The organism is Curtobacterium sp. AB7, assembly GCF_044909335.1.
Taxonomy (GTDB): domain Bacteria; phylum Actinomycetota; class Actinomycetes; order Actinomycetales; family Microbacteriaceae; genus Curtobacterium.
The window spans coordinates 297,353-324,349 of record NZ_JBIYED010000001.1 but is presented as its reverse complement, the minus strand read 5'-3'; the positions used below and the strand labels follow the sequence as shown (position 1 = coordinate 324,349).

The 26,997-nt window shown below is 71.8% G+C and carries 31 protein-coding genes; 21 read left to right on the top strand and 10 right to left on the bottom strand.

The features are described from left to right. Window positions 1–28 precede the first annotated feature (28 nt). A complete protein-coding gene (locus tag ABH929_RS01650) occupies window positions 29–481 on the bottom strand; it encodes a DUF3817 domain-containing protein (protein ID WP_404559881.1) in 453 nt (150 codons plus the stop codon). 89 nt (window positions 482–570) lie between these two features. On the opposite strand from ABH929_RS01650, the gene ABH929_RS01645 reads away from it, so the two are divergent. Together ABH929_RS01645 and ABH929_RS01640 are read left to right on the top strand one after the other, a co-directional pair. After that, a complete protein-coding gene (locus tag ABH929_RS01645; RefSeq protein ID WP_404559880.1) occupies window positions 571–1,347 on the top strand; it encodes a ThuA domain-containing protein in 777 nt (258 codons plus the stop codon). After that, window positions 1,344–2,501, top strand: coding sequence for a PP2C family protein-serine/threonine phosphatase (locus ABH929_RS01640; protein ID WP_404559878.1), 1,158 nt, complete (start codon window positions 1,344–1,346; stop codon window positions 2,499–2,501). Before ABH929_RS01645 ends, ABH929_RS01640 begins: the two co-directional genes overlap by 4 nt. Before the next feature lie 22 nt (window positions 2,502–2,523). Here ABH929_RS01640 and ABH929_RS01635 read toward each other — a convergent pair whose 3' ends face one another. Beyond that, window positions 2,524–2,967, bottom strand: coding sequence for a hypothetical protein (locus ABH929_RS01635; protein ID WP_205463403.1), 444 nt, complete (start codon window positions 2,965–2,967; stop codon window positions 2,524–2,526). A gap of 73 nt (window positions 2,968–3,040) precedes the next feature. Here ABH929_RS01635 and ABH929_RS01630 point away from each other — a divergent pair, with 73 nt between their 5' ends. The 8 genes from ABH929_RS01630 to ABH929_RS01595 all read left to right on the top strand — a co-directional run bounded on the left by ABH929_RS01630 (window position 3,041) and on the right by ABH929_RS01595 (window position 9,942). Beyond that, a complete protein-coding gene (locus tag ABH929_RS01630) occupies window positions 3,041–3,691 on the top strand; it encodes a ScbR family autoregulator-binding transcription factor (RefSeq protein ID WP_404559876.1) in 651 nt (216 codons plus the stop codon). Window positions 3,692–3,807: 116 nt separating this feature from the next. Further along, window positions 3,808–4,686: an aminoglycoside phosphotransferase family protein gene (locus tag ABH929_RS01625; protein WP_404559874.1), complete on the top strand. Its 879-nt coding sequence runs from the start codon at window positions 3,808–3,810 to the stop codon at window positions 4,684–4,686. A 58-nt stretch (window positions 4,687–4,744) separates the two neighbouring features. Beyond that, on the top strand, window positions 4,745–5,356 hold the full coding sequence (locus tag ABH929_RS01620) for a hypothetical protein (protein ID WP_404559872.1): 612 nt from the start codon (window positions 4,745–4,747) through the stop codon (window positions 5,354–5,356). Next, window positions 5,353–6,057 (top strand): DinB family protein, encoded by a 705-nt coding sequence (locus ABH929_RS01615; RefSeq protein WP_404559870.1) that lies wholly within the window; start codon window positions 5,353–5,355, stop codon window positions 6,055–6,057. The genes ABH929_RS01620 and ABH929_RS01615 overlap by 4 nt, the downstream gene beginning before the upstream one ends. A gap of 208 nt (window positions 6,058–6,265) precedes the next feature. Next, window positions 6,266–6,913: an ABC transporter permease gene (locus ABH929_RS01610; protein ID WP_404559868.1), complete on the top strand. Its 648-nt coding sequence runs from the start codon at window positions 6,266–6,268 to the stop codon at window positions 6,911–6,913. Further along, entirely contained in the window at window positions 6,900–8,177 is a 1,278-nt protein-coding gene (locus ABH929_RS01605) for an ABC transporter ATP-binding protein (RefSeq protein WP_111083580.1), read from the top strand. Before ABH929_RS01610 ends, ABH929_RS01605 begins: the two co-directional genes overlap by 14 nt. Continuing rightward, window positions 8,174–8,935: an ABC transporter permease gene (locus tag ABH929_RS01600; RefSeq protein ID WP_111083579.1), complete on the top strand. Its 762-nt coding sequence runs from the start codon at window positions 8,174–8,176 to the stop codon at window positions 8,933–8,935. Before ABH929_RS01605 ends, ABH929_RS01600 begins: the two co-directional genes overlap by 4 nt. Further along, complete coding sequence (locus tag ABH929_RS01595; RefSeq protein ID WP_263055409.1) at window positions 8,932–9,942, top strand: glycine betaine ABC transporter substrate-binding protein; 1,011 nt, start codon at window positions 8,932–8,934, stop codon at window positions 9,940–9,942. The genes ABH929_RS01600 and ABH929_RS01595 overlap by 4 nt, the downstream gene beginning before the upstream one ends. On the opposite strand, the gene ABH929_RS01590 is transcribed toward ABH929_RS01595, so the two are convergent. After that, window positions 9,929–10,558, bottom strand: coding sequence for a TetR/AcrR family transcriptional regulator (locus ABH929_RS01590; RefSeq protein ID WP_404559865.1), 630 nt, complete (start codon window positions 10,556–10,558; stop codon window positions 9,929–9,931). The two genes, ABH929_RS01595 and ABH929_RS01590, sit on opposite strands and share 14 nt — an antisense overlap. An 80-nt stretch (window positions 10,559–10,638) precedes the next feature. Between ABH929_RS01590 and ABH929_RS01585 the strand changes: the two genes are divergently transcribed. From ABH929_RS01585 to ABH929_RS01575, 3 genes are read left to right on the top strand one after another with little or no spacing between them, the layout of a single operon-like run. Next, on the top strand, window positions 10,639–11,385 hold the full coding sequence (locus ABH929_RS01585; RefSeq protein WP_404559863.1) for an ABC transporter ATP-binding protein: 747 nt from the start codon (window positions 10,639–10,641) through the stop codon (window positions 11,383–11,385). After that, a complete protein-coding gene (locus ABH929_RS01580) occupies window positions 11,382–12,659 on the top strand; it encodes an ABC transporter permease (RefSeq protein WP_404559861.1) in 1,278 nt (425 codons plus the stop codon). Before ABH929_RS01585 ends, ABH929_RS01580 begins: the two co-directional genes overlap by 4 nt. Window positions 12,660–12,685: 26 nt before the next feature. Then, window positions 12,686–13,213 (top strand): GNAT family N-acetyltransferase, encoded by a 528-nt coding sequence (locus ABH929_RS01575; protein WP_404559859.1) that lies wholly within the window; start codon window positions 12,686–12,688, stop codon window positions 13,211–13,213. A gap of 32 nt (window positions 13,214–13,245) precedes the next feature. Here ABH929_RS01575 and ABH929_RS01570 read toward each other — a convergent pair whose 3' ends face one another. Further along, the gene (locus ABH929_RS01570) at window positions 13,246–13,521 is read right to left on the bottom strand and encodes a hypothetical protein (RefSeq protein WP_123671362.1); all 276 of its coding nucleotides are present in this window, start codon (window positions 13,519–13,521) and stop codon (window positions 13,246–13,248) included. A gap of 102 nt (window positions 13,522–13,623) precedes the next feature. Here ABH929_RS01570 and ABH929_RS01565 point away from each other — a divergent pair, with 102 nt between their 5' ends. Genes ABH929_RS01565 through ABH929_RS01555 form a run of 3 tightly spaced genes read left to right on the top strand, consistent with a single transcriptional unit; the run spans window position 13,624 to window position 16,227 of the window. Beyond that, window positions 13,624–14,292: a hypothetical protein gene (locus ABH929_RS01565; RefSeq protein ID WP_111083572.1), complete on the top strand. Its 669-nt coding sequence runs from the start codon at window positions 13,624–13,626 to the stop codon at window positions 14,290–14,292. A gap of 40 nt (window positions 14,293–14,332) precedes the next feature. Beyond that, the gene (locus tag ABH929_RS01560; protein WP_404559857.1) at window positions 14,333–15,778 is read left to right on the top strand and encodes a phytoene desaturase family protein; all 1,446 of its coding nucleotides are present in this window, start codon (window positions 14,333–14,335) and stop codon (window positions 15,776–15,778) included. Window positions 15,779–15,783: 5 nt separating this feature from the next. Next, window positions 15,784–16,227: an SRPBCC family protein gene (locus tag ABH929_RS01555; RefSeq protein ID WP_205463395.1), complete on the top strand. Its 444-nt coding sequence runs from the start codon at window positions 15,784–15,786 to the stop codon at window positions 16,225–16,227. 75 nt (window positions 16,228–16,302) lie between these two features. Here ABH929_RS01555 and ABH929_RS01550 read toward each other — a convergent pair whose 3' ends face one another. Next, the gene (locus ABH929_RS01550) at window positions 16,303–17,121 is read right to left on the bottom strand and encodes a shikimate 5-dehydrogenase (protein WP_404559855.1); all 819 of its coding nucleotides are present in this window, start codon (window positions 17,119–17,121) and stop codon (window positions 16,303–16,305) included. 78 nt (window positions 17,122–17,199) lie between these two features. Between ABH929_RS01550 and ABH929_RS01545 the strand changes: the two genes are divergently transcribed. From ABH929_RS01545 to ABH929_RS01535, 3 genes are all read left to right on the top strand, one after another. Further along, entirely contained in the window at window positions 17,200–18,138 is a 939-nt protein-coding gene (locus tag ABH929_RS01545; RefSeq protein WP_404559854.1) for an NADP-dependent oxidoreductase, read from the top strand. 92 nt (window positions 18,139–18,230) lie between these two features. Further along, window positions 18,231–18,425, top strand: coding sequence for a PspC domain-containing protein (locus ABH929_RS01540; protein ID WP_111083567.1), 195 nt, complete (start codon window positions 18,231–18,233; stop codon window positions 18,423–18,425). Window positions 18,426–18,552: 127 nt separating this feature from the next. Then, complete coding sequence (locus ABH929_RS01535; RefSeq protein ID WP_404559852.1) at window positions 18,553–19,950, top strand: L-serine ammonia-lyase; 1,398 nt, start codon at window positions 18,553–18,555, stop codon at window positions 19,948–19,950. A 28-nt stretch (window positions 19,951–19,978) separates the two neighbouring features. Here ABH929_RS01535 and ABH929_RS01530 read toward each other — a convergent pair whose 3' ends face one another. The 5 genes from ABH929_RS01530 to ABH929_RS01510 are packed head-to-tail and all read right to left on the bottom strand — an operon-like array spanning window position 19,979 to window position 24,654. Next, on the bottom strand, window positions 19,979–20,815 hold the full coding sequence (locus tag ABH929_RS01530; RefSeq protein ID WP_404559850.1) for a class II fructose-bisphosphate aldolase: 837 nt from the start codon (window positions 20,813–20,815) through the stop codon (window positions 19,979–19,981). After that, entirely contained in the window at window positions 20,812–21,759 is a 948-nt protein-coding gene (locus ABH929_RS01525; protein ID WP_404559849.1) for a 1-phosphofructokinase family hexose kinase, read from the bottom strand. Before ABH929_RS01525 ends, ABH929_RS01530 begins: the two co-directional genes overlap by 4 nt. Continuing rightward, entirely contained in the window at window positions 21,756–22,874 is a 1,119-nt protein-coding gene (nagA, locus tag ABH929_RS01520; protein ID WP_404559848.1) for an N-acetylglucosamine-6-phosphate deacetylase, read from the bottom strand. The genes ABH929_RS01525 and nagA overlap by 4 nt, the downstream gene beginning before the upstream one ends. Then, entirely contained in the window at window positions 22,871–23,776 is a 906-nt protein-coding gene (locus ABH929_RS01515) for an ROK family protein (protein ID WP_404559846.1), read from the bottom strand. The genes nagA and ABH929_RS01515 overlap by 4 nt, the downstream gene beginning before the upstream one ends. Continuing rightward, window positions 23,776–24,654, bottom strand: a complete 879-nt coding sequence (locus tag ABH929_RS01510; protein WP_404559845.1) for an SIS domain-containing protein — start codon at window positions 24,652–24,654, stop codon at window positions 23,776–23,778. The genes ABH929_RS01515 and ABH929_RS01510 overlap by 1 nt, the downstream gene beginning before the upstream one ends. Window positions 24,655–24,786: 132 nt before the next feature. On the opposite strand from ABH929_RS01510, the gene ABH929_RS01505 reads away from it, so the two are divergent. Then, window positions 24,787–25,575 carry a DeoR/GlpR family DNA-binding transcription regulator gene (locus ABH929_RS01505; protein ID WP_165901013.1) on the top strand — a complete coding sequence of 263 codons (789 nt, stop codon included), beginning with the start codon at window positions 24,787–24,789 and terminating at the stop codon, window positions 25,573–25,575. A gap of 148 nt (window positions 25,576–25,723) precedes the next feature. Continuing rightward, window positions 25,724–26,974 (top strand): Gfo/Idh/MocA family protein, encoded by a 1,251-nt coding sequence (locus ABH929_RS01500; RefSeq protein WP_205463389.1) that lies wholly within the window; start codon window positions 25,724–25,726, stop codon window positions 26,972–26,974. The last annotated feature ends 23 nt before the right edge of the window (window positions 26,975–26,997 follow it).

The following is a 26,997-nucleotide window of genomic DNA, read 5'->3' as shown; positions in this document are numbered from 1 at the left end:
CCTCGCGACGCCAGAGCCAGAACGAGGCTCAGGAGCGCGGGACGGGCGGCCCCGCCGCCAGCAGCACCACGAAGACCAGGACGACCGCCACGACCCCGATGACGACCGCGATCGCGGGGCGACGCACCACGAAGAACAACAGACGGTCCCAGAAGCCCGAGCGCGCGTCGGGTGAGCGGCGCCACGGGCCCTCGAGCATGCCTCGGCGGGCGACCGCGACCTCGAACGGCACCGTGGCGTACGGCACGACGGCACTCGCCCAGCCGAGCACGAGCGCCCCGAACGACCACCGCTGGTTGACCGCGACGACGGTCGTCACGACGAGGTAGGCCAGGAACACGAAGCCGTGCACCCCACCGCCGATCCGGACGCCCCAGTCGCCGGCGTCCAGGCCGTACTTGAGCACCATCCCGGCGATGAGCATGGTCCAGGTCACGAGTTCGGCGACCGCGGCGGCACGGAACAGGGAGCGGGGAGTCATGCCCACATCGTCGCGGACGCGTCCCGGGAAACCCCCGACACTCCGGTGGTCGTATCGATTCGACGCCCGGGGAGGCTAGCGTTGGAGCCATGTCAGTGCCGACCGAGAACCGTCCCCTGAACATCGTCGTCTGGAACGAGAACGTGCACGAGACCCGCGGTGACGCGACGGTCATCGGGCACTACCCCGACGGCATGCACACCGTGATCGCGGCAGCGCTCCGTGAGCACCACCCCGACGCCACCGTGAGCACCGCGACGCTGCAGGAGCCCGACCACGGCATCACCGCCGAGCGCCTGGCCACGACCGACGTCCTGTTCTGGTGGGGCCACGCCGCCCACGACGAGGTCAGCGACGCCGTGGTCGACCTGGTCGTCGACGCCGTGCACGCCGGCATGGGCCTGGTGGTGCTGCACTCCGGGCACTACTCGAAGCCGTTCAAGCGCCTGATGGGCACCACCTGCTCGCTGAAGTGGCGCAACGACGGTGAGCGCGAACTCGTCTGGACGATCGCGCCGGAGCACCCGATCGCCGCCGGGGTGCCGCACCCGATCGTGATCGAGCGCCAGGAGATGTACGGCGAGTACTTCGACATCCCGCGCCCCGACGAAGAGGTCTTCCTGTCGACCTTCGCCGGCGGCGAGGTCTTCCGGTCCGGGGTCGCCTACCGCCGCGGTCTGGGCAAGGTCTTCTACTTCTCCCCCGGCGACCAGGAGTACCCCGTCTACCACCACCCGGACATCCAGCGGGTGCTGTCGAACGCGGCGGCGTGGGCGGCCCCGGTCTCCGAGCGGCGCACGCTCAGCGCCGACCCCCACCCGCGGGACTGGTTCCTGACGGACCGAGCGGGTAGACAGGGCGTGTGACCAACCATCTCGACGGTGCGGACCGACGCACCGCGGTGATCGAGGCGCTCGAGGTCTTGGGGGCAGGCCCCGAGGAGCGTTTCGACCGCATCACCCGCATGACCCACGAGGCGTTCGGCGTGCCGCTGACCTTCCTCAACCTCGTCCACAGTGACGTCGTCACGTCGCAGTCGACGTTCGGCTGGCACCAGGGCTCGAGCGTGCCCGCGAGCGAGCAGTTCTGCGCGACGACGGTGCTCAGTCCGGAGCCGATGGTGATCCCCGACACCTCGCTCGACGCCCGGTTCGCGCACACCGCGGCGGTGGTGGAGCACGGGATCCGCTTCTACGCGGGGGCGCCGCTGACGATGCACGACGGCACCAGGGTCGGCACGCTCTGCATCATGGACGCGACCCCGCGCGAGCTGTCGGTCGAGGACCTCGAGCTGCTCCGTGACCTCGCCCGCTGGGCCGAACGGGAGCTCGGGCACGCGATCGACCGCAGTCGGGTCAACCGTGTGCTCGAGGGCCTGGTGTCCGAACCGGTCGACGTCCCCGGGTACGACCTGGACACCCTCGCGATCCGGCGTGAGCCGGGCGGCGGGGACGTCGCCGACTGGCGGCTCGCCACCGACGGTGTGCTGCACGTCACCGTGGGCGGCGTGTCGGCAGCGGGACGAGCGTCGGGTCTCCTCGCCTCGGCAGTGCGCGGTGCCGTGGTGGCGCGCACCGAGACCGCCTTGCAGGACGCGATCGGCGGCCTGGAGGCCCAGATCACCGCCGACCTGTCCGCTGCGGACGCCGTCGGCTCGCTCTTCCACCTGCGGCTCGACCCGACGTCGGGGCACGTCGACTTCGGGGACGCCGGGCACGGCCTCGCGGTGCTCGTCCGCGCCGACGGCACCAGCCGGGCGCTGCACTCGCTCGACCTGCCGCTCGGCCTGCAGCCGGAGTCCGTGCCGCGGTCCCCCGCAACGCTCGACCTGGCGGCGGGCGACCGGCTGGTGCTGTGCACCGAGGGCGTCCTGGCGCTCGAGGGCATCCGGCACCTCGACGACCTGGCCGACCTGGTGCGGTCCGAGCCGACCGGTACCGCGGCGGTCGAGCGTATCCGCGCGCTCGTGCCGGCGGACAGCCGCCGGGACGTCACCGTCGTGCTGCTGCGCCGCCGCTGAACGACGTGCCGCTGCGCCGCCGTCAGGAGCGGAAGCGGTCCTGCCGTGATCGCGGTGCGCCCGTCAGCGCGACGACGAGCAACGTGGCCAGCATGCCGAAGCCCGCGAGCTCGATGCCGAGGCCGGCGAGCTGCCAGTAGGCACTGCCGACCACCTGCGGTTGCGTGATCGACTCGGGCCACCACGCGTCGATCAGCGGGAACGAGCCGGGGAACGGGTCGAGGCCGAACACCACGAGCCCGCCGAGCAGCAGCACGACACCGAGCAGCGCCATCGCACCGCGGGAGCGCCCGAGCATGTGCACGACGAGCGCGGCTGCCATCCCGGCGAGCCCGACGACGGCGATCAGGAACGCGAGCACGACGATGGTCTGCGGCGCGAGGGCCACCCAGTCCAGCACCGCGATCGGCAGCAGTAGCCACCGTCCGGTCCGCGCCCACCGCGCGGGGTTCCGCCATCCGTCCATGGCGGCCAACCGTAGGGCACCCGCCCGGACGCGGGCCGTGCGCAGCCTCGGAGCGGACTACGATCGGCAGGTGATGGCCCAGGACGGACGCACCCGGCAGCAGCGGGCGCTCGAGACCCGCGCGGCGATCATCGGGGCCGCGGCCGCCGAGTTCGACGAGCGCGGGTACCTCGGTGCGTCGATGGACGGCGTCGCCGAGCGGATCGGGCTGACCAAGGGCGCGCTGTACTTCCACTTCGCGTCGAAGGCCGACCTCGCCGGTGCCGTGATCGCGCAGCAGCACGAGGTCTCGCGGCGCTACGGCGAAGCCGCGGTCGCCCGGAGCCGGACGCCGCTCGAAGCCCTCATGTGGATGTCACAGGGACTGGCGACCCAGATGGTCACCGAGGTGGTCGTGAGCGCCGGCATCCGTCTGTCGACCGAGGTCGCGACGCACGACGTCCCCCGTCAGGACCCGTACACCGACTGGATGTCGCTCATCGCACAGACCGTGCGCCAGGCGATCGACGCCGGCGAGGTCGACCCGCGGTGGGACCCGGAGTTGGTCGGACGCGTCGTCATCCCCGCGTACACGGGCGTGCAGACGGTGTCGGACGTGCTCGCCGACCGCACCGACCTGTACGAACGCCTGCGGGAACTCTGGACGGTGCTGCTCGCCGCGCTCGTCACCGAACGCCTCCGGCCAGAGGTCCCGCGACTCGTCGCCATCATCGCGCCGGAATGACGCGGGTCCCCCCAGGGAAACACCCACGTCACCGCTCCACGAGGATACCCAGCGGTCGGTTTCCGCACCCGCCCCCGTTCGCGGGCATGTGTCCACCGGCCCACTAGCCTGAGCCGGTGCCCACACCACCGGCAGAGGTCGACGTCGACGTCCCACTCGTCCGGGCCCTGCTGCGAGACCAGCACCCCGACCTGGCGGACCTGCCGCTCGTGGTCGTCGCGAACGGCTGGGACAACGTCATCGTGCGGCTCGGCGACGAGTACGCCGTGCGCTTGCCGCGTCGGGAGCTCGCGGCACGCCTGGTCGAGCACGAGCAGCGGTGGCTTCCGGAGACCGCGGCCCGCGTCGCACCGGTCGTCCCGGTGCCGGCTCCGGTGCGCGTGGGCCGTCCGGCGCTCGGGTACCCCTGGTCGTGGAGCATCGTCCCGTGGCTCCCGGGAGCACCCGTCGGTGAGCGTGCTGCCGGTGTCCGGGTCGCCGGGGCCCTCGCGGAGTTCGTGCGACTGCTGCACGTGCCGGCGCCGGCTGATGCTCCGGCGAACCCGTTCCGTGCGGTGCCGTTGGCGACGCGCAGCGACGCCGTCCTGACGCGACTCGCCACGCAGGACGTGCCCCGGGCCGTGGAGCTGGCAGCGGTCTGGCGGACCGCGGCGGCGCTGCCGACGCACACCGGGCCTCCCGTCTGGGTGCACGGCGACCTGCACCCGTTCAACCTGCTCGTGGACCGCACGCCGGACGGCGACGAACGCCTGTCGGCGGTCGTCGACTTCGGCGACGTGACCTCGGGGGACCCCGCCGTCGACCTCGCCACCGCCTGGCTGACGCTCGACCGGGAGGCCCGCCACGCGTTCCGGACGTTGGTCGCCGCTCCGGACGTCACCTGGGGACGCGCGCGCGGGTGGGCGATCGCGCTCGCCTCCGCGCTCGCGTCGTCCGACGAACGCGCCTTCCGGAGCGTCGCGCGGCGCAGCATCGACGCGGTGCTGGACGGCTGAGACCCCGCGGGGCTATCGTGACCGCACCATCCGTGCACAGCCGATCGGAGGGGCCCTCATGACCCTCGAGTTCCGCGTCCAGCACGACGTCGCCACCGACGCCTCTCCCGCCCCCACCCGATCCGAGCGAACCGGCCTCCGCGGGTTCCTCGACCGCCTCGCCGAGCGCCGCGCCGCCGCACGCGTCCGACGGGTCGAAGCCCGGCTGCAGGAACTCGGCGAGCTCGAGCACCTGCTGTCCGACGCGCGCGGCGTCGTCGAACGCGGCTGGATCCAGCACGCCTGGTTCGCGTACCTCGACGAGCACGGCCGGATGCGGAAGGCCACGAGTGCCGCCGCGATGGACGTGCAGGGGCGGCCGCTCGTCGCCGCCTGCCTGGTCGGCGCGGTCGTCTCGGCCGCTGGCGGGCCGCACGCCGTGCACTCGCCGCGGGTCCAGCACTCGCTCGACCTGGTCTGGCACGCGCTCGCCGCGGACGAGGGTGCGCCGGTGCTCTGGTGTCCGGCGCCCGACGTCCGGATGGGCCGCGTGCGTGACCTGACGAGCTGGAACGACGCCCCTGCGCGCACCTCGGCCGAGGTCGCCGGGCTGCTGCTCACCGCGGAGCGTGTGGCCGTGCAGGAATCGGCACGCCTGCAGGACGTCGTGGTGGCACGATCGAGGGCATGAGCAGCACCGACGCCGTCCCCGAGGTCCACCCCGCGACGACCACCGGTCTCGCGTCCAGCGGGAACTCGGTCCTGTCGGACGAGGGTGCGTCATCGGCCACCGATCCCCTGGCCTCGGCTGCTGCGGTGAAGCGGACGCTGCACCGGTACCTGCAGAAGCACCGTGCCGCACTGCTCGGCAAGCTCGACGGTCTGGCCGAACGGCAAGCCCGCTGGCCGGTGACCCCGACCGGCACGAACGTGCTCGGGTTGGTGAAGCACGTCGCCGGTGTGCAGGCCGGGTACTTCGGCGAGGTCTTCGGCCGGCCGCTGCCCGACCCGCCCGCCTGGCTCGAATCAGAGGACGGCGAGGACATGTACGCGACGCTCGACGAGACCCTCGACGACGTCGTGGCCTTCCACCACCGCAGCGCTGCACACGCCGACGCGACCATCGAAGCGCTCGACCTCGACGCCCGCGGCACCGTCCCCTGGTGGCCGGAGGAGCACCGCGAGGTCACGCTCCACCGCATCCTGGTGCACATGGCGTACGAGACGGCCCGGCACGCGGGGCACGCCGACATCGTCCGCGAGATGCTCGACGGACTGGCGGGCGACGGGGACGGCAACCTGGCCGACAAGAGCCCGGAAGCGTGGGTCCTCTGGCGCGAGCAGCTCGTCGACATCGCCGAGCGGTCCGGCCTGCGGGGCCTGGCCACGTAGCCGATGGCCCCTCACGATCGTTACCGTTCTCTCAGGCTCGACGCTCGAACTGCCCGTTGACCAGGGGTTCTCGCTCGGCTGTCTGCACAGGAATCGGTCGTCTCCGCTGCGCTTCGTCGTGCGACCGGTCCGTGCCCTGCGTAGCTTTGGCGCAGCTTGTGCCCCGACCCGTGGGCAGTTCGGCCGACCGGAAGGGGAGCGCCCACCCGTGTTCCAGTACGTCGTGGAGCGATGGAGCCAGATCTGGTTCTCGTCGTGGCAGCACTTCTCACTGGTGGTCCAGTGCACGGTGCTCGCCACGGTCATCGCCGTGGTGCTCGCCACACTCGTCTACCGCAGTCCCCGCCTGACCTCCGTCGCGAACGGGGTGTCCGCCATCGGCCTCACCCTGCCGTCCTTCGCGGTCATCGGCCTGCTCATCGTCCCGCTCGGCTTCGGCGTGCTGCCGTCCGTCGTGACGGTCGTCTTCTTCGCCGCGCTCCCCATCCTGCGCAACGCGGTCGTCGGCCTCGCCGAGATCCCGCCGAGCGTGGTGGAGTCCGCGCGCGGCATCGGCATGAGCCGGTTCCGGACCCTTGTGCAGGTCGAACTGCCGATGGCCTGGCCGATCATCCTGAGCGGCGTCCGCGTGTCCGCCCAGATGGTGATGGGCATCGCAGCCATCGCCGCCTACGCGCTCGGCCCCGGGCTCGGCGGCTTCATCTTCTCCGGACTCTCGCGCCTCGGCGGCGCGAACGCCCTGTACTCCGTGGTCGTCGGGGTGGTCGGCGTCGTCCTGCTCGCCCTCATCCTCGACCTGCTCCTCCTCGGCCTCGGCCGCCTGACCATCTCGAGAGGTATCCGTGTCCAGCACTGACTCCGCCACCACCACCGCGCCCGACGGGGACGTCACCGGCCGCAGCATCCTGCTCGACGAGGTCACCAAGCGGTACCCCGGGCAGTCGAAGCCCGCCGTCGACGGCATCACCCTCGAGATCCCGGCCGGCAAGATCGTCATGCTCGTCGGCCCGTCCGGCTGCGGCAAGACGACGACCCTCAAGATGATCAACCGTCTGATCGAGCCCACCGAGGGCCGCATCGTCGTCGGTGACGACGACGTGACCGGCATCGACGCCGACGAGCTCCGCCGCCGGATGGGCTACGTGATCCAGGCCGGCGGGCTCTTCCCGCACATGACCGTCGCCGCGAACATCGCGATCGTGCCGAAGATGCTCGGCTGGTCGAAGGAGAAGATCGCGGCGCGCGTCGACGAGCTGCTCGACCTCGTCTCGCTCGACCCCGACACCTACCGTGACCGCTACCCCCGCGAACTCTCCGGCGGCCAGCAGCAGCGCGTCGGTGTCGCTCGTGCGCTCGCCGCGGACCCGCCCGTCCTGCTGATGGACGAGCCGTTCGGTGCGGTCGACCCGATCACCCGGCAGCGGCTGCAGGACGAGCTCCTGCGGATCCAGGAAGAACTGCACAAGACGATCGTCATCGTCAGCCACGACTTCGACGAGGCCGTGAAGCTCGGCGACTGGATCGTCATCTTCACCGAGGGTGCACACATCGTGCAGTACGACACCCCGGAGCGGATCCTGGCGGAGCCGGCGAACGAGTTCGTCGAGAACTTCATCGGCTCGGGCGCCGGCTTGAAGCAGCTCACCCTGAACCGCGTCCGCGACGTCGAGGTCGTCTCCGCGGTGACCTGCTCCCCCGGCGAGGAGGCGAAGGCCGTCCTGCAGCGCATGCAGGAGGCAGGAGGTCACGGGCACGCCGTCGTGGTCGACCGTCGGCAGCGGCCGATCGGCTGGCCGTCGCGCCGGCAGCTCGAGCGTCTCGACCGGATCCCGGACGGCGTCGACCCGGAGCTGCCCATCGTGGGCGAGGCCTCGACGCTCAACGACGCGCTCGACACCATGCTCGTCTCGAGCGCCGGGGCCGCACTGGTCACCGGTCGGGGCGAGGCGTTCCGCGGTGTCATCACGGTCGAGGTCGTCATGGAGGCCATCACCCGGTCGCGTGCGGCAGCCGCCGACGACCGTGCGTACACGCCGGTCGGCACGAACACCAACCAGATCGAGACGCTGCCGTCCTCGCCGGCCGCGCCCGTGATCGCGCCCTCCGGGGAAGACCTGTGAGTGCTGTCGCCGCCGGACCCGCCACCGGCGCCAGCACGTCCTGGAAGGGCCTGTTGTTCCAGCCGATCGCGATCCTCGTCGTGCTCGCCGGGTTCGCGATCTGGCTCGCCACGGCGGACCTGACCCCGACCGAGCGCACGACGCTCAACCCGTCGGACATCCTCGCGCTCACCGGGCAGCACCTGGTGCTCACGCTGCAGTCGACGGTGCTCGTGCTCGTGATCGGCATCCCGCTCGGCATCGTCCTCACGCGCGGACCGCTGCGTCGGGCGAGCCCGTACGTCCTCGCCGTCGCGAACTTCGGGCAGGCCGCCCCCGCTGTCGGCCTGATCGTGCTGCTCGCCGCGTGGCTCGGCCTGAACAGCTGGTCCGCCGTGGTCGCACTCGTGCTCTACGCGATCCTGCCGGTCCTCCGGAACACCATGATCGGCGTGCAGAGCGTCGACTCGCGGCTCGTCGAGGCCGGCCGTGGCATGGGCATGAGCGCGTTCAGCGTGCTGATGCGCGTCGAGCTGCCCCTCGCCGTGCCGGTCATGCTCTCCGGCATCCGGACGGCGCTCGTGCTGCTCGTCGGCACCGCGAGCCTAGCCACCTTCGTCGGCGCTGGTGGCCTCGGTCTCCTCATCACCACGGGCGTGACGCTCTTCCTGCCGAAGGTGCTCGTCGCCGGGGCGCTGCTCGTGGCGCTCCTCGCCCTCTCCATCGACTGGCTCGGCCGCGTGGTCGAGACCGTCGCACGTCCGAAGGGACTCCGATGAACCGCCGTACCCGCCGCCTCCGCCGCGGGGCCGCCGTCGCGCTCGCCGGCACCACTGCGCTCGTCCTGGCCGGCTGTGGCCTGCAGCCCGCGACGTCCTTCGTCCCCGAGGCCGGTCCCGGCACCATCGAGCGCATCGACGACCTGCCGGACGGTGCCCACATCACCGTGACGTCGAAGAACTTCACCGAGCAGCTCGTGCTCGGCAAGATCGCCGTGCTCGCCGCGAAGGCCGCCGGGTTCGACGTCACCGACGAGACCAACGTGCCGGGCAGCGTCGCGGTCCGCGAGTTGATGACCTCGCACGGTGCGGACTTCACGTACGAGTACACCGGCACCGCCTGGCTGACCTTCATGGGCCACACCGAGGGGATCCCGGACAAGACCGAGCAGTGGGAAGCGGTCAAGAAGGAGGACGCCGGCAACGGGCTCACGTGGCTCGACCCGGCGCCGATGAACAACACCTACGCGTTCGCGGTGCGGGACGAGGCGGTCAAGGAGCTCGGCGACGTCACGACCCTGTCCGACATAGCGAAGCTGCCGGTCGACGAACGCACCTTCTGCGTGGAGTCGGAGTTCAACTCGCGTGCCGACGGGTTCAAGCCGATGCTGAAGAAGTACGGCCTGGAGCTCGGCGGTTCGGGCGACAACGGGATCCCGAGCGACAACGTCAGCATCCTCGACACCGGCACGGTCTACACGGCCACCGACCGCGGCAAGTGCAACTTCGGCGAGGTCTTCACCACCGACGGCCGCATCAAGTCGCTCGGCCTGACCGTGCTCGAGGACGACAAGGGCTTCTTCCCGGCGTACAACGTCGCCCCGGTGCTCGACTCGGCCACCCTGAAGGAGTACCCGCAGCTCGCGGACGTCTACGACCAGATCTCGCCGAAGCTCACCGACGCCGTGCTGCAGGAGTTGAACCGTCAGGTCGACGTCGAGGGGCGCGAGCCGGCCGACGTCGCGTTCGACTGGATGGTGAAGGAGGGCTTCATCACGAAGCCGTGACCCGCGCAGCCGTGTCGCGGATCGACGCGACGACGCGGGCGCGGACCTCTTCCGGGTCGGAACCCTCGTGCCGCGCCGAACTCCGCAGGCCGGTCATGCACATGCCGAGCAGCATCTCGGCGGCCTGCGGGGTCGCGGCGTCCGGTCCCCACGCCGGATCGCGTTCGAGGATCGTGCGCACCGCACCCGTCATCGCCTCGGCCACGGTCGTCATCCGGCTGACCTGGCGGCGCATGAGCTGCGGGAAGCGCACGATGACCTCCTTCCGGGCGAGCCGCTCGTGCTCGTCGCCGAACGACGAGCCGAACACCAGGAACGCCAGGTCGACCACGGCCTGCGCAGCCGGCTCCCCCGCGACGGTCTCGAGGTGCGCTGCCAGGGTCTCGGCATCCAGGTCGAGCTCGGTGTGCCCGAGGACCGCGTCCTCCTTGCTCTCGAAGTAGTTGAAGAACGTGCGGGGCGACACCTCGGCGCGTGCGGCGATCTGTTCGATCGTGGTGCGGTCGATGTCCTGCTCGAGCGCGAGCGACCGAGCCGCCTCCGCGATGCGGTGGCGTGTCTCGATGCGCTTGCGGTCGCGCAGACCCATCTCGGTGGCGGGCGCGGTGTCGGGCATGGCCCGACTGTAACCGGAACGTCACATGATCTACAGCAAACGCAAACTTGCAGTCGTGCAGCGGACACTACGGTGGGGCCATGACCCCTCCCGTGCTCGAGGCCCGTGACCTCGCCAGGACCTACGGCCGAGGCCCGACGCGGTTCGACGCGCTCAAGGGGGTGTCACTCCAGGTGCACCAGGGCGAGAGCCTGGCGATCGTCGGCAAGTCCGGCTCGGGCAAGTCGACGCTCATGCACCTGCTCGCACTGCTCGACAAGCCGTCGACCGGGCAGGTCCTGCTCGACGGCACCGACGCGGCGACGCTCGGCGCCCGCCAGGTGAACCGCACGCGCAACAGCACCTTCGGGTTCGTGTTCCAGCAGTTCTTCCTGACCCCCAAGACCTCGGTCCTCGACAACGTCGTGCTGCCGCTCAAGATCGCGGGCGTCTCCGGGGCCGAACGGAAGCGCCGCGGCATGGCGGCGCTCGACTCCCTCGGTCTGGCCGACAAGGCGAAGAACGACGCCAACGACCTGTCCGGCGGGCAGAAGCAGCGCGTGGTCATCGCACGCGCGCTGGTCGGCGAGCCGAGCGTCATCTTCGCCGACGAGCCGACCGGCAACCTCGACACGAACACCGGGCAGGTGGTCGAGGACATGCTCTTCGGCCTGCAGCGCGAACGCGGGATCACGCTCGTCGTGGTCACGCACGACGAAGAACTCGCCGCCCGCTGCGACCGCAGCGTCAACGTCCGCGACGGACTCATCGTCGGGGGATCGGACGGCACGCCCACCGCCGGTGCCGCCGTCGACCAGCAGGCCACGCACGGAAGGCACTCCGCATGAACTTCCTCGACCTGCTCCGCACCGCGGTCTCGAACACCTTCCGGTCGAAGCTGCGCACGACCCTGACCGTCATCGCGATCTTCATCGGCGCCTTCACGATCACACTGACCTCGGCGATCGGCACGGGGGTCAGCAACTACATCGACACCCAGGTCTCGTCGATCGGCGACACCGGTTCCCTGACCATCACGAAGGCCGTCGACGCCACGTCGACGGACAGCGGGCCGGCGGAGTACGACCCCGACGAGTCCGGCCAGAGCGTCGACCGCGGTCCGGCGTCGTTCTCGTACCTGTCGCAGTCCGACGTCGACGACATCCGCGCGATCGACGGCATCAAGAGCATCCGTCCAGCGGTCGCCCTGGCGCCGAAGTACGCCGAGCACGGCGACGACGGCAAGTACGTCGTCTCCCTGACCGCCAACGCGGGGGAGCTCGACGCCGACCTGGCGAGCGGGAAGCAGCTCGACGACGACACCGACGCGAACCAGGTGATCCTGCCGACGAACTACCTGGAGAACCTCGGTCTCGGCAGCGCGAAGGCCGCCGTCGGCGAGGAGCTCACCTTCGCGGTGGACGACTACCAGGGCAAGGAGCACACCCTCACCGCGACGGTGGTCGGTGTGCAGAACGAGTCGCTGTTCGGCGGCGGTGCCGGGGCGAACGCCGCACTCACCGACGCGATGCAGGCCGCGCAGGAGATCGGCAAGCCGGACTCGATCGCGACCTCGTACGCCAGCGCCACCGCGACGCTCGACTCCGGGGCCTCCGCGACCACGGTCAAGAAGGCGCTGTCGGACGACGGGTTCCTCGGGCAGACCATCCAGGACCAGCTCGGACAGTTCCAGACCGTCATCAGCGGCATCGTCGGGGTCCTGAACGCCTTCGCCGTCATCGCCCTGGTGGCTGCGGGCTTCGGCATCATCAACACGCTGCTGATGAGCGTGCAGGAACGCACCCGCGAGATCGGCCTGATGAAGGCGATGGGCATGGGCGGCGGCAAGGTCTACACGCTGTTCTCGCTCGAGGCGGTCTTCATCGGCTTCCTCGGCAGCGCCATCGGAGCCGGTGTCGCGATCCTGCTCGGGACGGGCATCTCGAACGTGCTCGCGGGCACGCTGCTCAAGGACCTGCCTGGCCTGCAGATCATGCAGTTCGCGCCGAGCTCGGTGGCGACGATCATCCTCGTCGTGATGTTCATCGCGTTCCTCGCCGGCACCCTCCCCGCACGCCGCGCCGCACGGCAGAACCCGATCGAGGCGCTCCGGTACGAGTAGGCCCGGGCGTGCATAGTCTCTGACGGGTGGCGGCATTCGGGCGGGACCTCGGCGACGGGTACACGCTGACGCTGCGCGACCTGACGACGGTCGACCCGGTGCTGGAACTCGTGCGCGCGAACCTGGACCGGCTGCGTGCGGCCGAACCGTGGGCGTGGGATCCGCAGGACCGCGACACGATCGGCCTGCACACCGAACGGCTGCTCGGCCAGTTCGCGATGGACCGCGCGCTCCCCTGCGTCATCCGCTCCGACGACCGCATCGTCGGGGTGGCGTCGCTGACCTTCGACCCGTACCTGGGCCAGGCGTCACTCGGCTACTGGGTGGACGCCGGACACGAGGGTCGTGGTGTCGCGGGGCGGGCCGCCCGGGTCCTGGTCGAGGTCGCGCGGACACGCGGCACGGCACGGCTCGAGATCCGGACCGGGGTCGACAACGTCCGTAGCCGCGCGCTCGCCGAACGGCTCGGGTTCGCCCACGAGGGGACCTTGCGGGGTGCGCTGCCGCTCGGCCCCGTCCGCGCCGACGTCGCCGTCTACGGCCTGCTGCTCTAGGTGAGACCCCCCGCCTCCGCCGTGCGTGCGCGTCAGGAGCTGTGCGTCGCGCCCTGCCAGACCGCGAACACCCCGCCGACGACCGCCAGCACGAGCAGCAGGATCCAGACGGCGAGCGCGATGAGGTTCAGGAAGATCCCCCAGCCCGCGCGACCACGGGCGAGCGGCTCCCGGCTGCGCGACGCGACGCCCAGGCACAGCCCGACGATCGGCGCGACGAACGTCCAACCGGCGAGCAGCGAACAGATCCCGAGGACGAGGCTCGCGGTGCCGAGACCGGTGCGGGGGGACTCCGTGTACGTGACCATGCACCCGACGCTACGGAACCACTCGGGGCGTGTCGTCCCTCCAGGGCGTGATGCGGGTCCACCTGCCGACGGATGGTCACCGGACGCCGGTATCGTCGGAGCATGGCCTTGTTCGGACGACGCAACCACGACGTGCGCGATCGACCCATCAGCCAGGTCGAACTGAAGCGTGCCGTCGACGAGGGGTTCCTCATCGCGAAGGCCGCGGTCACGATCGCGGTCGGCAACCGGATCATCACCAATGCGCTGCGCGACCAGGGGTACTTCGACCACGCGCTGATCGCCGAGGCCGCGCGCGAGGAGCTCCACCGCATGGCCGAGGAGCAGCGTGGCGACGCCGCGCGCATGCGGGAGATCCGGTCGACGTCGAGCAAGTCGAAGGGCCGCTCACGGCACCAGCACGACTACCGCCGGGGTGACGACCTCAAGCTGCGCACGCGTGAGGCGACGTACGAGCAACTCGCGACGATGCTCGACAAGCGCCGTGACGACCAGCACTTCGTCGACGGCATCGTGCTCGCCGCCCGTGCCCGAGCCTGGGACGACATCGGCACCACGGTGGTCGGGCGCCTCGGCTGGGCGCAGCGTCCAGCCGACGACTACGAGATCGGCCGCGACGACCGCCTGCAGCAGATGCTCGACGAGGACTTCGCGACGTTGCTCGCCGAGCACCCCGTGGGCTCGACGCCGGTCGACGCCGACGAGCCGGACGACGCCGACGGCGACGAGGACGGTTCCGACCCCGCAGACCCCGACGTCGCCCGCCCCTGAACCGGGACCACGCGCAGACACGAGTCCCTAGGCTCGGACCATGGTTGATGCGGTCGTGGTCGGTGCCGGTCCGAACGGACTCGCGGCGGCGGTGACACTCGCCCGCGCGGGCCTGTCCGTCGAGGTGGTCGAACGGAACGACACCATCGGCGGCGGCGCCCGCACCGAGGAACTCACGCTGCCGGGGTTCCTGCACGACGTCTGCTCGGCCGTGCACCCGATGGCACTGCAGTCCGAGTTCTTCCGACTGTTCCGCATGGAGGAGCGCATCGAGCTCCGTCTGCCCGAGGTGCAGTACGGGCACCCGCTCGACGGCGGTCGCGCGGGCATCGCGTACCAGGACCTCGAACGGACGGCCGCCGAGCTCGGCGTGGACGGCCCGGCCTTCCGGAACCTGATGGGGCCGCTCGCCCGCGCGGCCGACCAGGTCGCCGACTTCGCCACCGACGCCCTCCTGCACGTGCCGCGACACCCGCTCACGGTGCTGCGGTTCGGCCTCCGCGCTTTCGAGCAGGGCAGCAGTGCCTGGAACGCCCGCTTCCGGCAGGACGCCGCGCCGGCGATGGTGTCCGGCGTCGCCGCGCACTCCATCCAGCACATGCCCTCGCTGTCGACGGCCGCCGCGGCGCTGTCGCTCGGCGCCTACGCGCACGCCCGCGGCTGGCCCGTGCCGATCGGCGGCAGCCAGGCGATCGTCGACGCGCTCGCCGACGACCTCGTCGCGCACGGCGGACGGATCGTCACCGGGCACGAGGTCCGGTCGCTCGGCGACCTCACCCCGGCGAAGGCGGTGCTGTTCGACACGAGTGTCCCCGGCATGCTGCGGATCGCCGGGTCGCAGATCCCCACGCCGAAGCGCGGTGCGCTCCGCCGGTTCCGGTTCGGCAACGCGGCCGCGAAGGTCGACTTCGCACTGTCCGACCCGGTGCCGTGGACGAACGAGGCGCTGCGCCGGGCCGGCACCGTGCACATCGGTGGGACACGAGCAGAGATCGCGGCGGCGGAGGGCTCCGTCGCGCGCGGTCAGCACGCCGAACGGCCGTACGTGCTCGGCTCCGAGCCGACCGTCGTCGACCGGACCCGTGCGCCGGAGGGGAAGCACGTCTTCTGGGCCTACGCGCACGTGCCGTCGGGGTCCGACGTCGACCAGACCGAGGCGATCACGCGCCAGGTCGAACGGTTCGCGCCGGGCTTCCGCGACACGATCCTGCACACGTCGAGCCGCACGGCTGCGCACATGTCGGACCACAACCCGAACTACGTCGGCGGTGACATCGCCGCCGGGGCCGCGAGCTTCTGGCAGCTCGTGAAGCGCCCGGTGCTGTCCAGTGACCCGTGGCGGATGGGCGGTGGCATGTACCTGTGCTCCGAGTCGTCCGCCCCCGGCCCCGGCGTGCACGGCATGGCTGGTTGGCGTGCCGCGAAGAGTGCGCTCCGGCACACCTTCGGGCTGCCCGACGACGTCGACCTCACCCCGGAAGGCTGATCACCATGGCGAAGAACGTCCGCATCCTGCACTGCGCTCCCGAGGACGTCTTCGACGTGCTCGGCGACGGCTGGCTCTACACGACCTGGGTGGTCGGTGCCTCGCGTATGCGTGGTGAGGAACCCGGTTGGCCAGCGGTCGGCACGCACCTGCACCACTCGTTCGGTGCGTGGCCGATCGTCATCGACGACGTCACGACGTCCTTGGTGTGGGACCCGCCCCACCGCATGGTGATCCAGCCGAAGGGGTGGCCGATCGGCGAGGCCCGTGTGGAAATCACCGTGGAGCCGCACCGCAAGGGCTGCAAGGTCACGATCGTCGAGAACGCCGTCGCCGGTCCGGGCGCCCACGTCCCCGACTTCCTCATGCAGCCGCTCATCTGGGTGCGCAACCACGAGACGCTGCGCCGGCTCGGGTGGGTGGCCGTCGGACGCGCGGCGAACGCCTGAGACGTCCCACGAGACGGACGGGAGGCCCGTGGCGGCGCCGCCACGGGCCTCCCGTCCGTCTTCTGGTCGCGTCGACTACTCGGCGCGCGAGAACTCGCTGGCGCGCGCCACCTGGTCGTCGGTCAGGGCGACGCCCGTGTAGCGCTCGAACTGGCGGGCCGCCTGCAGCGCGATGACCTCCGCTCCGGTGATGACGTGCTTGCCGGCATCCCGCCCCGCACGGACCAACGGGGTCTCCGACGGGAACGCGACCACGTCGAAGACCGTGTGGGCCGCCTCGATCCGGCCCTGCGCGAAGGCGAGCGCGTCCTGCTGGTCGCCCCGCATGCCGAGGGGCGTGACGTTGACCACCAGGTCGGACTCCCCCGCCTCGCGCTCCTCGGCGACCCACTCGTAGCCGTACTGCGACGCGAGCGCCGAACCGGTCTGCTCGTTGCGGGCGACGACCGTCAGGCGGTCGAAGCCGGCGCCGCGGAAGGCAGCGGTCACGGCCTTCGCCATGCCGCCGGAGCCGCGGAGCAGCACGCGGGACGCGGTGTCGACGTCGTGCGAGGCGAGCAGCGCGGCGATCGCCTCGTAGTCGGTGTTCGACGCGGTGAGCACGCCGTCGTCGTTCACGACCGTGTTCACCGACTGGATGGCGGCGGCGGACTCCTCGATGTGGTCGACCAGCGGGATGATCGCCTCCTTGAAGGGCATCGACACCGAGCAGCCGCGGATGCCGAGGGCGCGGATGCCGGCCACGGCGCCGGGCAGGTCGGTCGTGGTGAACGCCTTGTACAAGAAGTTGAGCCCGAGCTCGTCGTACAGGAAGTTGTGGAACCGGGTGCCGATGTTGCTCGGCCGGGCCGCGAGCGACATGCAGACCTGCATGTCCTTGTTGAGGATGGGCATGGGGTCAGTCTCCCACCGTTGTCGCGATGGAGCGGTCCACGCGGACTGTTCGTGGGGCTCGGGGTACCGTCGGACGCGATGACTGAGATCCCGGAGACCATGCGCGCTGTCCGCTTCGACGAGTGGGGTGACCGCTCCGTGCTGCACGTCGCCGAGGTCCCTGTCCCCGAGGCCACCGCCGGTCGGGTGCTCGTGCGCGTCCGTGCCGCCGGCATCAACCCGGGCGAGTCGGCGATCCGCCAGGGGCTGTTCGACGGCGGGTCCTCCGACGCGCTGCCGTCCGGTCAGGGCACCGACTTCGCCGGCATCGTCGTGGCCGTCGGCGAGGGCGTCGACGGCGTCGACGAGGGCGAAGAGGTCCTCGGGTGGTCGTGGGACCGCGCGAGCCAGGCCGAGTACGTCTCGGTGCCGGCCGAACAGGTCGTGCAGAAGCCGCGACTGCTCGACTGGACCGTCGCCGGCGGGCTCGACATCGTCGCCACCACCGCTGCCGCAGCCGTCCGAGCCGTCGACCCCCGACCCGGCGAGACCGTCGTCGTGTCCGGTGCCGCCGGTGGTGTCGGCGGGTTCGTCACGCAGCTGCTGACGAACGAGGGCATCGACGTGATCGCGATCGCGTCCGAGGCGAACCACGAGTGGCTCCGGTCGAAGCATGCACGGCCCGTTGCCTACGGCGAGGGCCTGCACGAGCGGATCACCGAGCTCGCCACCAACGGCATCGACGCCCTCATCGACACGTACGGTCCGGAGTACCTGCACCTCGGGATCGCCCTGGGTGTGCCGGTCGACCGCATCGAGACGATCATCGCCTTCGAGGCTGCCGCCGAGGTCGGTGCGAAGGCCTCCGGCAGCGCGGACACGGCCGACCCGGAGATCCTCGGCGCCCTGGCGATGCAGGTGGCGAACGGCGAGGTCGAGGTGCCGATCGCGGCGACCTACCCGCTCGACCGGGTGCAGGACGCCTACGAGCAGCTGGAGCAGCGGCACACCCGCGGGAAGATCGTGCTGATCCCCTGACGGCTGTCCGGGCCGTTCGGGGGTTGTCCCCACCGTGCTCCGGGGTACTGCCCGGATGCCCTCGCTCGTCGCCGGTGCGTAACGTCGTCCCCATGAGCACACTCTCCCGGCCCCGCAACGGCCGCATCCTCGCCGGTGTCTGCGCCGGCCTCGCCGATCGCTTCGGCCTGTCCCGGACCCTCGTCCGGATCGGCTGGGTGATCCTGAGCCTGTTCCCCGGGCCGCTGTGGATCGCCTACGTCGTCCTGTGGTTCGTGGTGCCGGCGGAGGGCAACACCCGCCGCTGATCCTGGAGGCCGAGTCTCGCGGTGAGCGACAGTTCTCGTGCTCGTGAGCCCGTGAGTTGTCGCTCAGCCCGAGACTCGGCGCGGCCAGCTCGAGACCCGGTCCGTCCGGACGGGTTAGTGTGGCGGCGTGCCGGTCTCCGTCTTCGATCTGTTCAGCGTGGGTGTCGGTCCCTCGAGCTCGCACACCGTCGGGCCGATGCGGGCCGGCGCCGAGTTCGCGTCCCTGATCGCCGGGCTGCCCGTCGCTTCCGTGGCCGTCGACCTGTACGGCTCACTGGCGTCGACCGGGCAGGGCCACGGCACCCTCGGCGCCGTGGTCGCCGGCCTGATGGGGTCCCACCCCGAGACGGTCGACCCGGACGCGATGTCGTCGGCGCTCGACGCCCTCGAACGCGACGGCCTGCTCCGGCTCGACGGTGGGGCGACCGTGCCGTTCCGGATCGCCGACATCGTGCTGCACCCCCTCACGATGCTGCCCCGGCACCCGAACGCCATGCGGCTGCGAGCCCGTGACGCGTCCGGTGCCGACCTGGCTGACGAGACGTACTACTCGATCGGTGGCGGCTTCATCGCGCGCGACGGCGTTGACGACGGTGCCGAGGACGACGGCGCCGTGGTCGCGGGGGCGGCGATCCCGGTCGACGACCGCGTCCCGTTCGCGTTCTCGAGCGGTGCCGAGCTGCTGGCCGCCTGCGCTTCCTCCGGTCTGCCGATCAGCGGGGTGGCGCTCGCCAACGAGTCGGTCACCCGGTCCGACGCCGACGTCCGCACCGGGCTGCTCGACATCCACACCGTCATGGACTCGTGCGTCGAACGCTCCGTCCGCCGTGACGGGTGCCTGCCCGGCGGGCTCGACGTCCGGCGTCGTGCAGCCACGTGGTACGAGCAGCTCACGCGCGAGGACCCCGACCACGACCCGCTGTTCGCCATGGAGTGGGTGAACCTCGTCGCCATGGCGGTGAACGAGGAGAACGCCACCGGCGGCCGGGTCGTCACCGCACCCACCAACGGCGCCGCCGGCATCATCCCCGCGGTGCTGTACTACGCGCTCACCTACGTCCCCGCGATCACCGCTGCCGACCGGGACGACGCAGTCGTGCGGTTCCTGCTCACAGCCGGCGCCGTCGGGTCGATCTACAAGGAGCGCGCATCGATCTCCGGTGCCGAGGTCGGTTGCCAGGGCGAGGTCGGCTCGGCCGCGTCGATGGCGGCCGCCGGACTCGCCGAGGTCCTCGGGGGCACCCCGGAACAGGTCGAGAACGCCGCGGAGATCGCGATGGAGCACAACCTCGGGCTCACCTGCGACCCGATCGGTGGCCTGGTGCAGATCCCGTGCATCGAGCGGAACGCGATCGCGGCGAACAAGGCGATCAACGCCGCACGGATGGCCCTGCGCGGGGACGGCGTGCACCACGTGTCGCTCGACCAGGTCGTCGAGACGATGCGGCAGACCGGGGCGGACATGTCGACGAAGTACAAGGAGACCGCCATGGGCGGGCTCGCGGTGAACGTCCCGCTCTGCTGAGGACTGCGGCTGCCCGGGCCACCACCGCTCAGCCGTGCAGGAGCATCAGCAGCCGTGCGGTCTCGCTGGAGATCGCCTCGCGCCCCGCCGACACGTACTTCCGGGGGTCGACCAGGTCGGGCCGCTCATCGAGCACGGTGCGCAGGGCACGGGTGAACAGGCCGTTCAGATGGGTCGAGATGTTGATCTTCGTCATGCCGGCCTGCACCGCGCCGCGCAGTTCGTCGTCGGACAGCCCGGACGAACCGTGCAGGACCAGCGGGACCGGCACCGCGTCACGCAGGCGTTCCACCAGGTCGCGGTCGACCGAGGCCTCGCGGGTCTGCATCGCGTGCGAGGTCCCGACGGCGACGGCCAGGGCGTCCACCCCGGTGTCGGCCACGAACGCGGCGGCGTCGGTGGGGTCGGTGCGGACACCCGGAGCGTGCACGCCGTCCTTGCCGCCCACCTCGCCGAGTTCGGCCTCGATGGCGACGCCGGCGGCGTGACACCGGACCGCGAGGTCACGGGTGGCAGCGACGTTCGCCGCGAAGTCCAGGTGCGAGCCGTCGTACATGACGGAGTCCACGCCCAGGTCGATGCCGGCGGTGACCAGGTCCGGGTCCTCGATGTGGTCGAGGTGGACCAGGACGTCGACGTCGGCGGCCCGGGCGATCGCCTGGGTGGCGGTCGTGATCGGTGCGAGACCGCCGTGGTACCGGACGCAGTTCTCGCTGATCTGCAGGATGACGGGCAGTCCGGCCCGCTCGGCCCCGGTGACGATGGCCTCGGCGTGCTCGAGCAGGACGACGTTGAACGCGCCGACGCCGCGGTGTGCCGTCCGGGCGGTGTCGAGCAGGCCCGTCAGGGCGAGGTCGGTGATCATGCTGGGGTCCTCGTTCGGTCGGGGTGGGTCAGGAAGCGGTGGACGTCGGCGGGGTCGACCTCGCCGGCCACCGGGCGCAGGACGGCGGCGGCCCCGTGGGCGGCGGCGGACCGGAGCGCCCGGAGCAGGGTGTCGTCGGCGAACGGGGCACCGGTCCCCGCGTCGACCAGGGCACCGACCAGACCGGCGGTCGCTGCGTCGCCCGCCCCGGTCGGGTTGCCCGAGACGCCGGGCACCGCTGGGACCTCGAGCACGCGGTCCGTGGTGTGGGCGGCGATGCCGTGCGCTCCGCGGGAGACCACGACGACGCCGGCGCCGCGTTCCAGCAGCCGGAGGGCGGCGGTGCGTTCGTCCGCGGCGCCGGTGGCTTCGAGCAGTTCCTCGCGGTTGGGCTTGCAGACGGTGGCACCCGCGCTCGCCGCCGCCAGCAGCGCGGCACCGGAGCAGTCCACGACGCTCAGCACGCCGTGCTCGTGGGCCGTGGCGACCCAGCGTGCGACGACATCGGGTGCGGCACCGCCGGGCAGCGAACCGGACACCACGAGGGCGGTGGCGTCGTGGCGGCCGAGCAGTCCGTCGACCGCTGCGGCGACGGCGTCCCACTCGGAGCCGGTGAGCACCGGGCCGGGCTCACCGAACATCGTCGGGTGGGCGACGTCGTCGACCACGGTGACGGTCGTGCGGGTCGTACCGGACACCACGACGTCGGTGTGGTCGAGGCCGAGGTCGTCGAGCGCATCCGAGATCCATTGGCCGGGCGTCTCCCCGAGGGGCAGGACGGCGTGCGTCGCGACACCCGTCGCCGCCAGGACCCGGCCGACGTTCAGGCCCTTGCCGCCCGGGTGCCGTGCGACGTCGAGGACCCGCTGGGTCTCGCCGATGCGCTGTTCGGCGACCCGGTACGTCACGTCGACGGCCGGGTTCGGGGTGACGACGACGATCACGAGGCCACCGCCGTCGGGAGGGGGTCCCGCACCGCACCGGTGTCGGGGTCGAGGACGAGGAGGTCGGCGGGTGCGCCGACCGTGAGCGGCGCCGGCCGACCGAGCAGCCGAGCCGCACGCGTGGCGGAGGCGGCGACGACCTCGGGCACCGTGACCCCGCTCGTCAGCAGCCCGCGGACGGCGTCGGCGACGGTGATCGTGCTGCCCGCCAACGACGACCCGTCGGCGAGCACGGCGACCCCGCCGCGGACCGTGACCGCGGACCCGGCGATGGTGTGGTCACCGTCGGGGCAGCCCGTCGCCGACATCGCGTCGGACACGAGCACCAGGCGGCCTGGCGCACTCCGCTGGACGAGCCCGATCGTGGTCGGGTCGAGGTGGTGTCCGTCGACGATGCACTCGAGCAGGACGCGGTCGTCGGTCAGGGCAGCCCCGACCGGCCCCGGCGTGCGGTGGTGGAGCGGTGGCATGCCGTTGAACAGGTGCGTGACGAGCGTGGCGCCGGCGTCGATGGCGCGGCGGGTCTGCTCGGCGGTGGCGTCGGTGTGCCCGATCGCCACGACGACCCCGGCGGCGACGAACCGCGCCACGGTGTCGAGGGCGCCGGGGAGCTCGGGGGCGAGTGTCACGACCCGCAGCGCGCCGTCGGCGGCCGCCAGGTACGCGTCGACCTCGAGCGGGTCCGGGGCGTGGAGCAGGTCCACCCGGTGGGCTCCGCGGCGGGCCGGGGACAACCACGGCCCTTCGAGGTGCAGGCCCGCCAGCGTGCCGTCCGAGGTGAGCGGGCGCAGGCGCGTGAGCGCTGCGACGGTGTCGTCGTGACGCCCGGTCGCGATCGAGGCGACGAGGGTCGTGGTCCCCCGTGACCGGTGGTGCGCGGCCGCCGCTCGGGCGTCCGCTGCGGAACACGTGGCGAAGTCGTGGCCGAGTGCGCCGTGGGCGTGCAGGTCGACGAGGCCCGGCACGACGGTGCCCTCGACGGTGACCGCGGAGTCCGCGCGCGGCGGTGTGCCGGCACCGACCGCGAGCACGGTGTCGTCGTCGAGGACGAGCCACCCGTCGTGCAGGTCGTGGGCGGCGGTCACGATGCGTGGCGCGCGGACGAGCGTGGTCACAGCAGGACCCCGGTCTCGAGCACCCGCCGTGCGAGCAGACCCGCGCCGATGGCTCCGGCGGCGTCGCCGTGGGCGGCCGGCAGGATCTCCGGTGCGCGGACCCCGACGAGTCGCTCGGCCACCGCCGTGCGGAGCGGCCCGAACAGCAGCGGGCCGGACTCGGCGAGTCCCCCGCCGACGATGACGGTGTGGCAGCCGGCGACCGCGGTCGTCCAGGCGAGGGCGTCCGCGAGCACGGCGACGCAGTCGTCCCAGACGGCGGTCGCCACGGGGTCGCCGTCGCGCACTCGGAGCATGGCTGCGTGCGCCGATGCCGACCCGAAGCGGCGTGCGACTCCCCCGGCCGATGCGATCTCCTCGACCCGGAGCCCCGCGTGCGGTCCGGACGGGATCAGCACCTGGCCGATCTCCCCCGCCCATCCGCCGCCGGACACGACCTGGCCGTCGACGACCAGCGCGCTGGCCAGGCCGGTACCGACGGGCACGAACGCGACCGATCCGCGGGACAGTGCCGAGTCGCCGGTGTGGGTCTCGGCGAGGGCACCGGCGCGGACGTCGTGGCCGAAGGCGATCGGGACGTCGACACCGCGCCGGATGAGCTCGGCCCGCACGAGGTCGCGGACCGGCACGTCCCGCCACCCGAGGTTCACCGCGAGGACGACGGTGCCGGCGGATTCGTCGACGACACCCGGCGTGACGAGCCCGACGGCGTCGAGCCGACCGCGGTCGAGTGCCCGCACTGCCAGGTCGGCGACGGCGACGGCCAGTCGGAGCCCCGACGGATCGTCGCGCGGCGTCGGGACCCGGGTGTCGTCCAGGACGCGTCCGTCGGCGTCGGTCAGTCGGGCCTTGGTGCCCGTGCCGCCGACGTCGACCCCGAGCACCGCGCCTGCGCCCGCCATCAGGTGAGGATGACCGACCGCGTCAGCGAACGGGGGTTGTCCGGGTCCAGCCCACGGCCCTCGGCCAGGGCGACGGCGAACCGGTGCACGACGACGAGGCCGGCGATCGGGTCGAGGTCGTGCTGCACGAAGCGCGCACCGGTGGCGGCGACCTCGTCGGCCAGCCCCTGCGGTGCGGCACCGAGCGACCAGACGAGCCGGCCGGGCTGTGCGATGGCGATCGGCCCGTGCCGGTAGTCCATCGCCGGGTAGGACTCGGCCCAGAACTGCGCGGCCTCCCGCGTCTTGAGTGCGGCCTCGAACGTCAGGCCGACGGCGGCACCGCGGCCCACGAACGAGACCTGCTCGGCGTCGAGCAGGTCGTCGATCGGCAGGGTCAGCGCGATCTCGGCCTGGGCGGCGAGGGCCTCGACGTCGTCGCCGATCGACCCGCGCAGCAGGGCGAGCGCCGTGGTGGCGAACCGCGTCTGCACGACGGAGCGCTCGTCGGCGAAGGGCAGTGCGACCACGTCGTCGGCGACGGCCGCGGCGGGACTGTCCGCGACGGCCGTGATCAGGACGGTGCGCTGCGACGGCAGGGCCTGCAGCAGGTCGACGATCTCGGTCGTGGTGCCCGAGCGGCTGATGGTGAGCACGCGGTCGTACTCGCGCGATGCGGGGTACTCGGAGCCGGCGAAGGCGTCGGTGACCCCGAGGCCGGCCTGCTCACGGGCGACGGCGTAGCTCATCGCGATGAACCAGCTCGTGCCGCAGCCGATCACGGCGACGCGTTCACCGGGCTGGGGGAGCGCGTCCGAGAAGGTCGGCAGGAGTGCTGCGGCAGCGCGCCAGGTCTCCGGCTGGGAGGCCAGTTCGGCGCTCACGAAGGTGTCGGTCATGGGAGCCTTCCGGTCCGGTTCGATCCGGGTGATCGATGATCAGGAAGCGTAGCGAGCGATCGTGCGCGATGGAAGCCCAAAGCGTCAATTCCGAGCACCGGGCAGTCGCGATGGCCACGTAGGATGGCCGTCATGACCCCCCAACAGCGGCTGAACGCCCTGCTCGAACTGGTGAGCGAACGCGGCAACGTGTCGATCGCCGAGATCGGGGAGCTGCTGGGGATCTCGGCCGCCACGGCCCGACGCGACCTCACGACGCTCGCCGACCAGCGGCTCGTCACGCGCACGCACGGCGGCGCCGCGGCGCTCGGTGCCGGCTACGAACTGCCCCTGCAGTACAAGATCGCGCGCCAGGCGGAGGCGAAGACCGCCATCGCCCGCGCCGCCGCGCGACTGGTGCAGCCGGGTGAGACCGTCGGGTTGAACGGTGGGACCACCACGACCGAGGTCGCTCGTGAACTCGGCAAGAGCGAGCGGTTCATCCGTGCCGACGGCGAGTTCGGGATCACCATCGTGACGAACGCGCTCAACGTCGGGTACGAACTGTCCGTCCGCGCCAACGTCAAGATCGTGGTCACGGGCGGGGTGGCGCGTCGGCAGTCGTACGAGCTCGTCGGCCCGCTCGTCCGCGACACCCTCGACGAGTTCGCACTCGACCTCGTGGTCCTCGGGGTGGACGGGCTCACCGGGCAGTACGGCGCCACGACCATGCACGAGGGCGAGGCCGAGGTCAGCCGGCACTTCGCCTCGGTCGGCCGACGGGTCATCGTGGTCGCCGACTCGACCAAGATCGAGCGATCGACGTTCGCCAGGATCTGTCCGCTGGACCGCATCGACGTCCTGGTCACCGACCAGCCCGTCCCGCCGGCCTTCGCAGCCGACCTCGCCAGCGCCGGCGTGGAGCTCGTCGTCGCCGACTGAGCCGACCGACGAGCGCCCGGATCCCGGGCGCGACGTTTCGATCGTGTAAAACCCTCCCGCCGTGGACCCATGAGCGATCCGTGAGCGCCTATTGTGCATTCATGATCGATTCGGCATCATGGGCGTCACAATCACGCAAGGGAGCGAGATGAGCATGGGCGTTGACAACGGGATCCTCCGCGTCGCGGTGATCGGCATGGGCCAGCGGTCCGCCATCGCGCGGCACGTCGCCGAGGCGGTCGCCGCGGACCCGGCACTGCGGGCGCAGGTCGTCGCCGTGGCGGACGTCACCGCAGCGGGCCGCGAGCGCGGGCGGGCCGAGTACCCCGATGCGCTGGTGGTCGAGCACCACCGGGACCTCACCGGCCAGGTCGACGCCGCGATCGTGACCACTCCGGACCGGACGCACGCCGAGATCGCGATCGAGCTGCTCCGCGCGGGCATCGCCGTCTACCTCGAGAAGCCCCTCGCCATCACGGTCGAGGACGCCGACGCGGTGCTCAACACCGCGGCCGAGACGGGCACCCCGCTCTACGTCGGCCACAACTTCCGCCACGCGGCCGTCGTCCGCCTGATGCGCGAGATCGTCGACCGCGGCGAGATCGGTGCGGTCAAGGCCGTCTGGTGCCGCCACTTCGTCGGCAACGGCGGGGACTACTACTTCAAGGACTGGCACGCCGACCGTGCGAACGTCAACTCCCTGCTCCTGCAGAAGGCCAGCCACGACCTGGACGTCATCCACGCGCTCGGCGGCGGGGACACCAGCCGCGTCGTCGGCATGGGGTCGCTGTCGGTCTACGGCGACGTCACCGACCGACGGGACCGCAGCGGCGAGCTGATGGGGGACTGGTTCTCCCACGACAACTGGCCGCCGCTCGCCCAGACCGGGCTGAACCCCGTCGTCGACGTCGAGGACGTCTCGATGGTGATGATGACGCTCGACAACGGCGTGCAGGCCAGCTACGAGCAGTGCCACTTCACCCCGGACTACTGGCGGAACTACACGGTCATCGGCACCGAGGGCCGCCTCGAGAACATCGGCGACACCGGCGGTGGCGTCGTGAAGGTCTGGACGCACCGTCGTGGCTGGGACACCGCGGGGGACCGCGAGTACCCGATCGACGGCGTCGAGGACGGCCACGCCGACGCCGACCTGATCACCATGACCGAGTTCCTGCGGTCCGTCGCCCTCGGCGAACCGACGGAGCTGTCCCCGATCGCGGCGCGCGCCGCGGTCGCCGCCGGTGCCCTGGCGACCCGCTCGCTGCGCACCGGTTCCGTCCCCATCGACGTCCCGCCGCTGCCGGCCGAGACGATCGCGCACTTCAGCCGGCCCGCCACACCCGCCACACGACCCGCTCCGCACCCCACCCACCCCGCCCAGACCGTCGGTTCCTGACGGCCGTGCGAAAGGACCTCCCG

Coding starts and splice junctions, on each gene's coding strand:
- ABH929_RS01620 (WP_404559872.1), top strand. CDS start 4,745: ATGACCCTCGAGTTCCGCGTCCAGCACGACGTCGCCACCGACGCCTCT.
- ABH929_RS01585 (WP_404559863.1), top strand. CDS start 10,639: ATGACCCCTCCCGTGCTCGAGGCCCGTGACCTCGCCAGGACCTACGGC.
- ABH929_RS01635 (WP_205463403.1), bottom strand. CDS start 2,967: ATGGACGGATGGCGGAACCCCGCGCGGTGGGCGCGGACCGGACGGTGG.
- ABH929_RS01530 (WP_404559850.1), bottom strand. CDS start 20,815: ATGATCACCGACCTCGCCCTGACGGGCCTGCTCGACACCGCCCGGACG.
- ABH929_RS01590 (WP_404559865.1), bottom strand. CDS start 10,558: ATGCCCGACACCGCGCCCGCCACCGAGATGGGTCTGCGCGACCGCAAG.
- ABH929_RS01595 (WP_263055409.1), top strand. CDS start 8,932: ATGAACCGCCGTACCCGCCGCCTCCGCCGCGGGGCCGCCGTCGCGCTC.
- ABH929_RS01565 (WP_111083572.1), top strand. CDS start 13,624: ATGGCCTTGTTCGGACGACGCAACCACGACGTGCGCGATCGACCCATC.
- ABH929_RS01555 (WP_205463395.1), top strand. CDS start 15,784: ATGGCGAAGAACGTCCGCATCCTGCACTGCGCTCCCGAGGACGTCTTC.
- ABH929_RS01545 (WP_404559854.1), top strand. CDS start 17,200: ATGACTGAGATCCCGGAGACCATGCGCGCTGTCCGCTTCGACGAGTGG.
- ABH929_RS01515 (WP_404559846.1), bottom strand. CDS start 23,776: ATGGCGGGCGCAGGCGCGGTGCTCGGGGTCGACGTCGGCGGCACGGGC.
- ABH929_RS01645 (WP_404559880.1), top strand. CDS start 571: ATGTCAGTGCCGACCGAGAACCGTCCCCTGAACATCGTCGTCTGGAAC.
- ABH929_RS01505 (WP_165901013.1), top strand. CDS start 24,787: ATGACCCCCCAACAGCGGCTGAACGCCCTGCTCGAACTGGTGAGCGAA.
- ABH929_RS01630 (WP_404559876.1), top strand. CDS start 3,041: ATGGCCCAGGACGGACGCACCCGGCAGCAGCGGGCGCTCGAGACCCGC.
- ABH929_RS01550 (WP_404559855.1), bottom strand. CDS start 17,121: ATGCCCATCCTCAACAAGGACATGCAGGTCTGCATGTCGCTCGCGGCC.
- ABH929_RS01500 (WP_205463389.1), top strand. CDS start 25,724: ATGAGCATGGGCGTTGACAACGGGATCCTCCGCGTCGCGGTGATCGGC.
- ABH929_RS01580 (WP_404559861.1), top strand. CDS start 11,382: ATGAACTTCCTCGACCTGCTCCGCACCGCGGTCTCGAACACCTTCCGG.
- ABH929_RS01570 (WP_123671362.1), bottom strand. CDS start 13,521: ATGGTCACGTACACGGAGTCCCCCCGCACCGGTCTCGGCACCGCGAGC.
- ABH929_RS01510 (WP_404559845.1), bottom strand. CDS start 24,654: ATGACCGACACCTTCGTGAGCGCCGAACTGGCCTCCCAGCCGGAGACC.
- ABH929_RS01540 (WP_111083567.1), top strand. CDS start 18,231: ATGAGCACACTCTCCCGGCCCCGCAACGGCCGCATCCTCGCCGGTGTC.
- ABH929_RS01615 (WP_404559870.1), top strand. CDS start 5,353: ATGAGCAGCACCGACGCCGTCCCCGAGGTCCACCCCGCGACGACCACC.
- ABH929_RS01560 (WP_404559857.1), top strand. CDS start 14,333: ATGGTTGATGCGGTCGTGGTCGGTGCCGGTCCGAACGGACTCGCGGCG.
- ABH929_RS01650 (WP_404559881.1), bottom strand. CDS start 481: ATGACTCCCCGCTCCCTGTTCCGTGCCGCCGCGGTCGCCGAACTCGTG.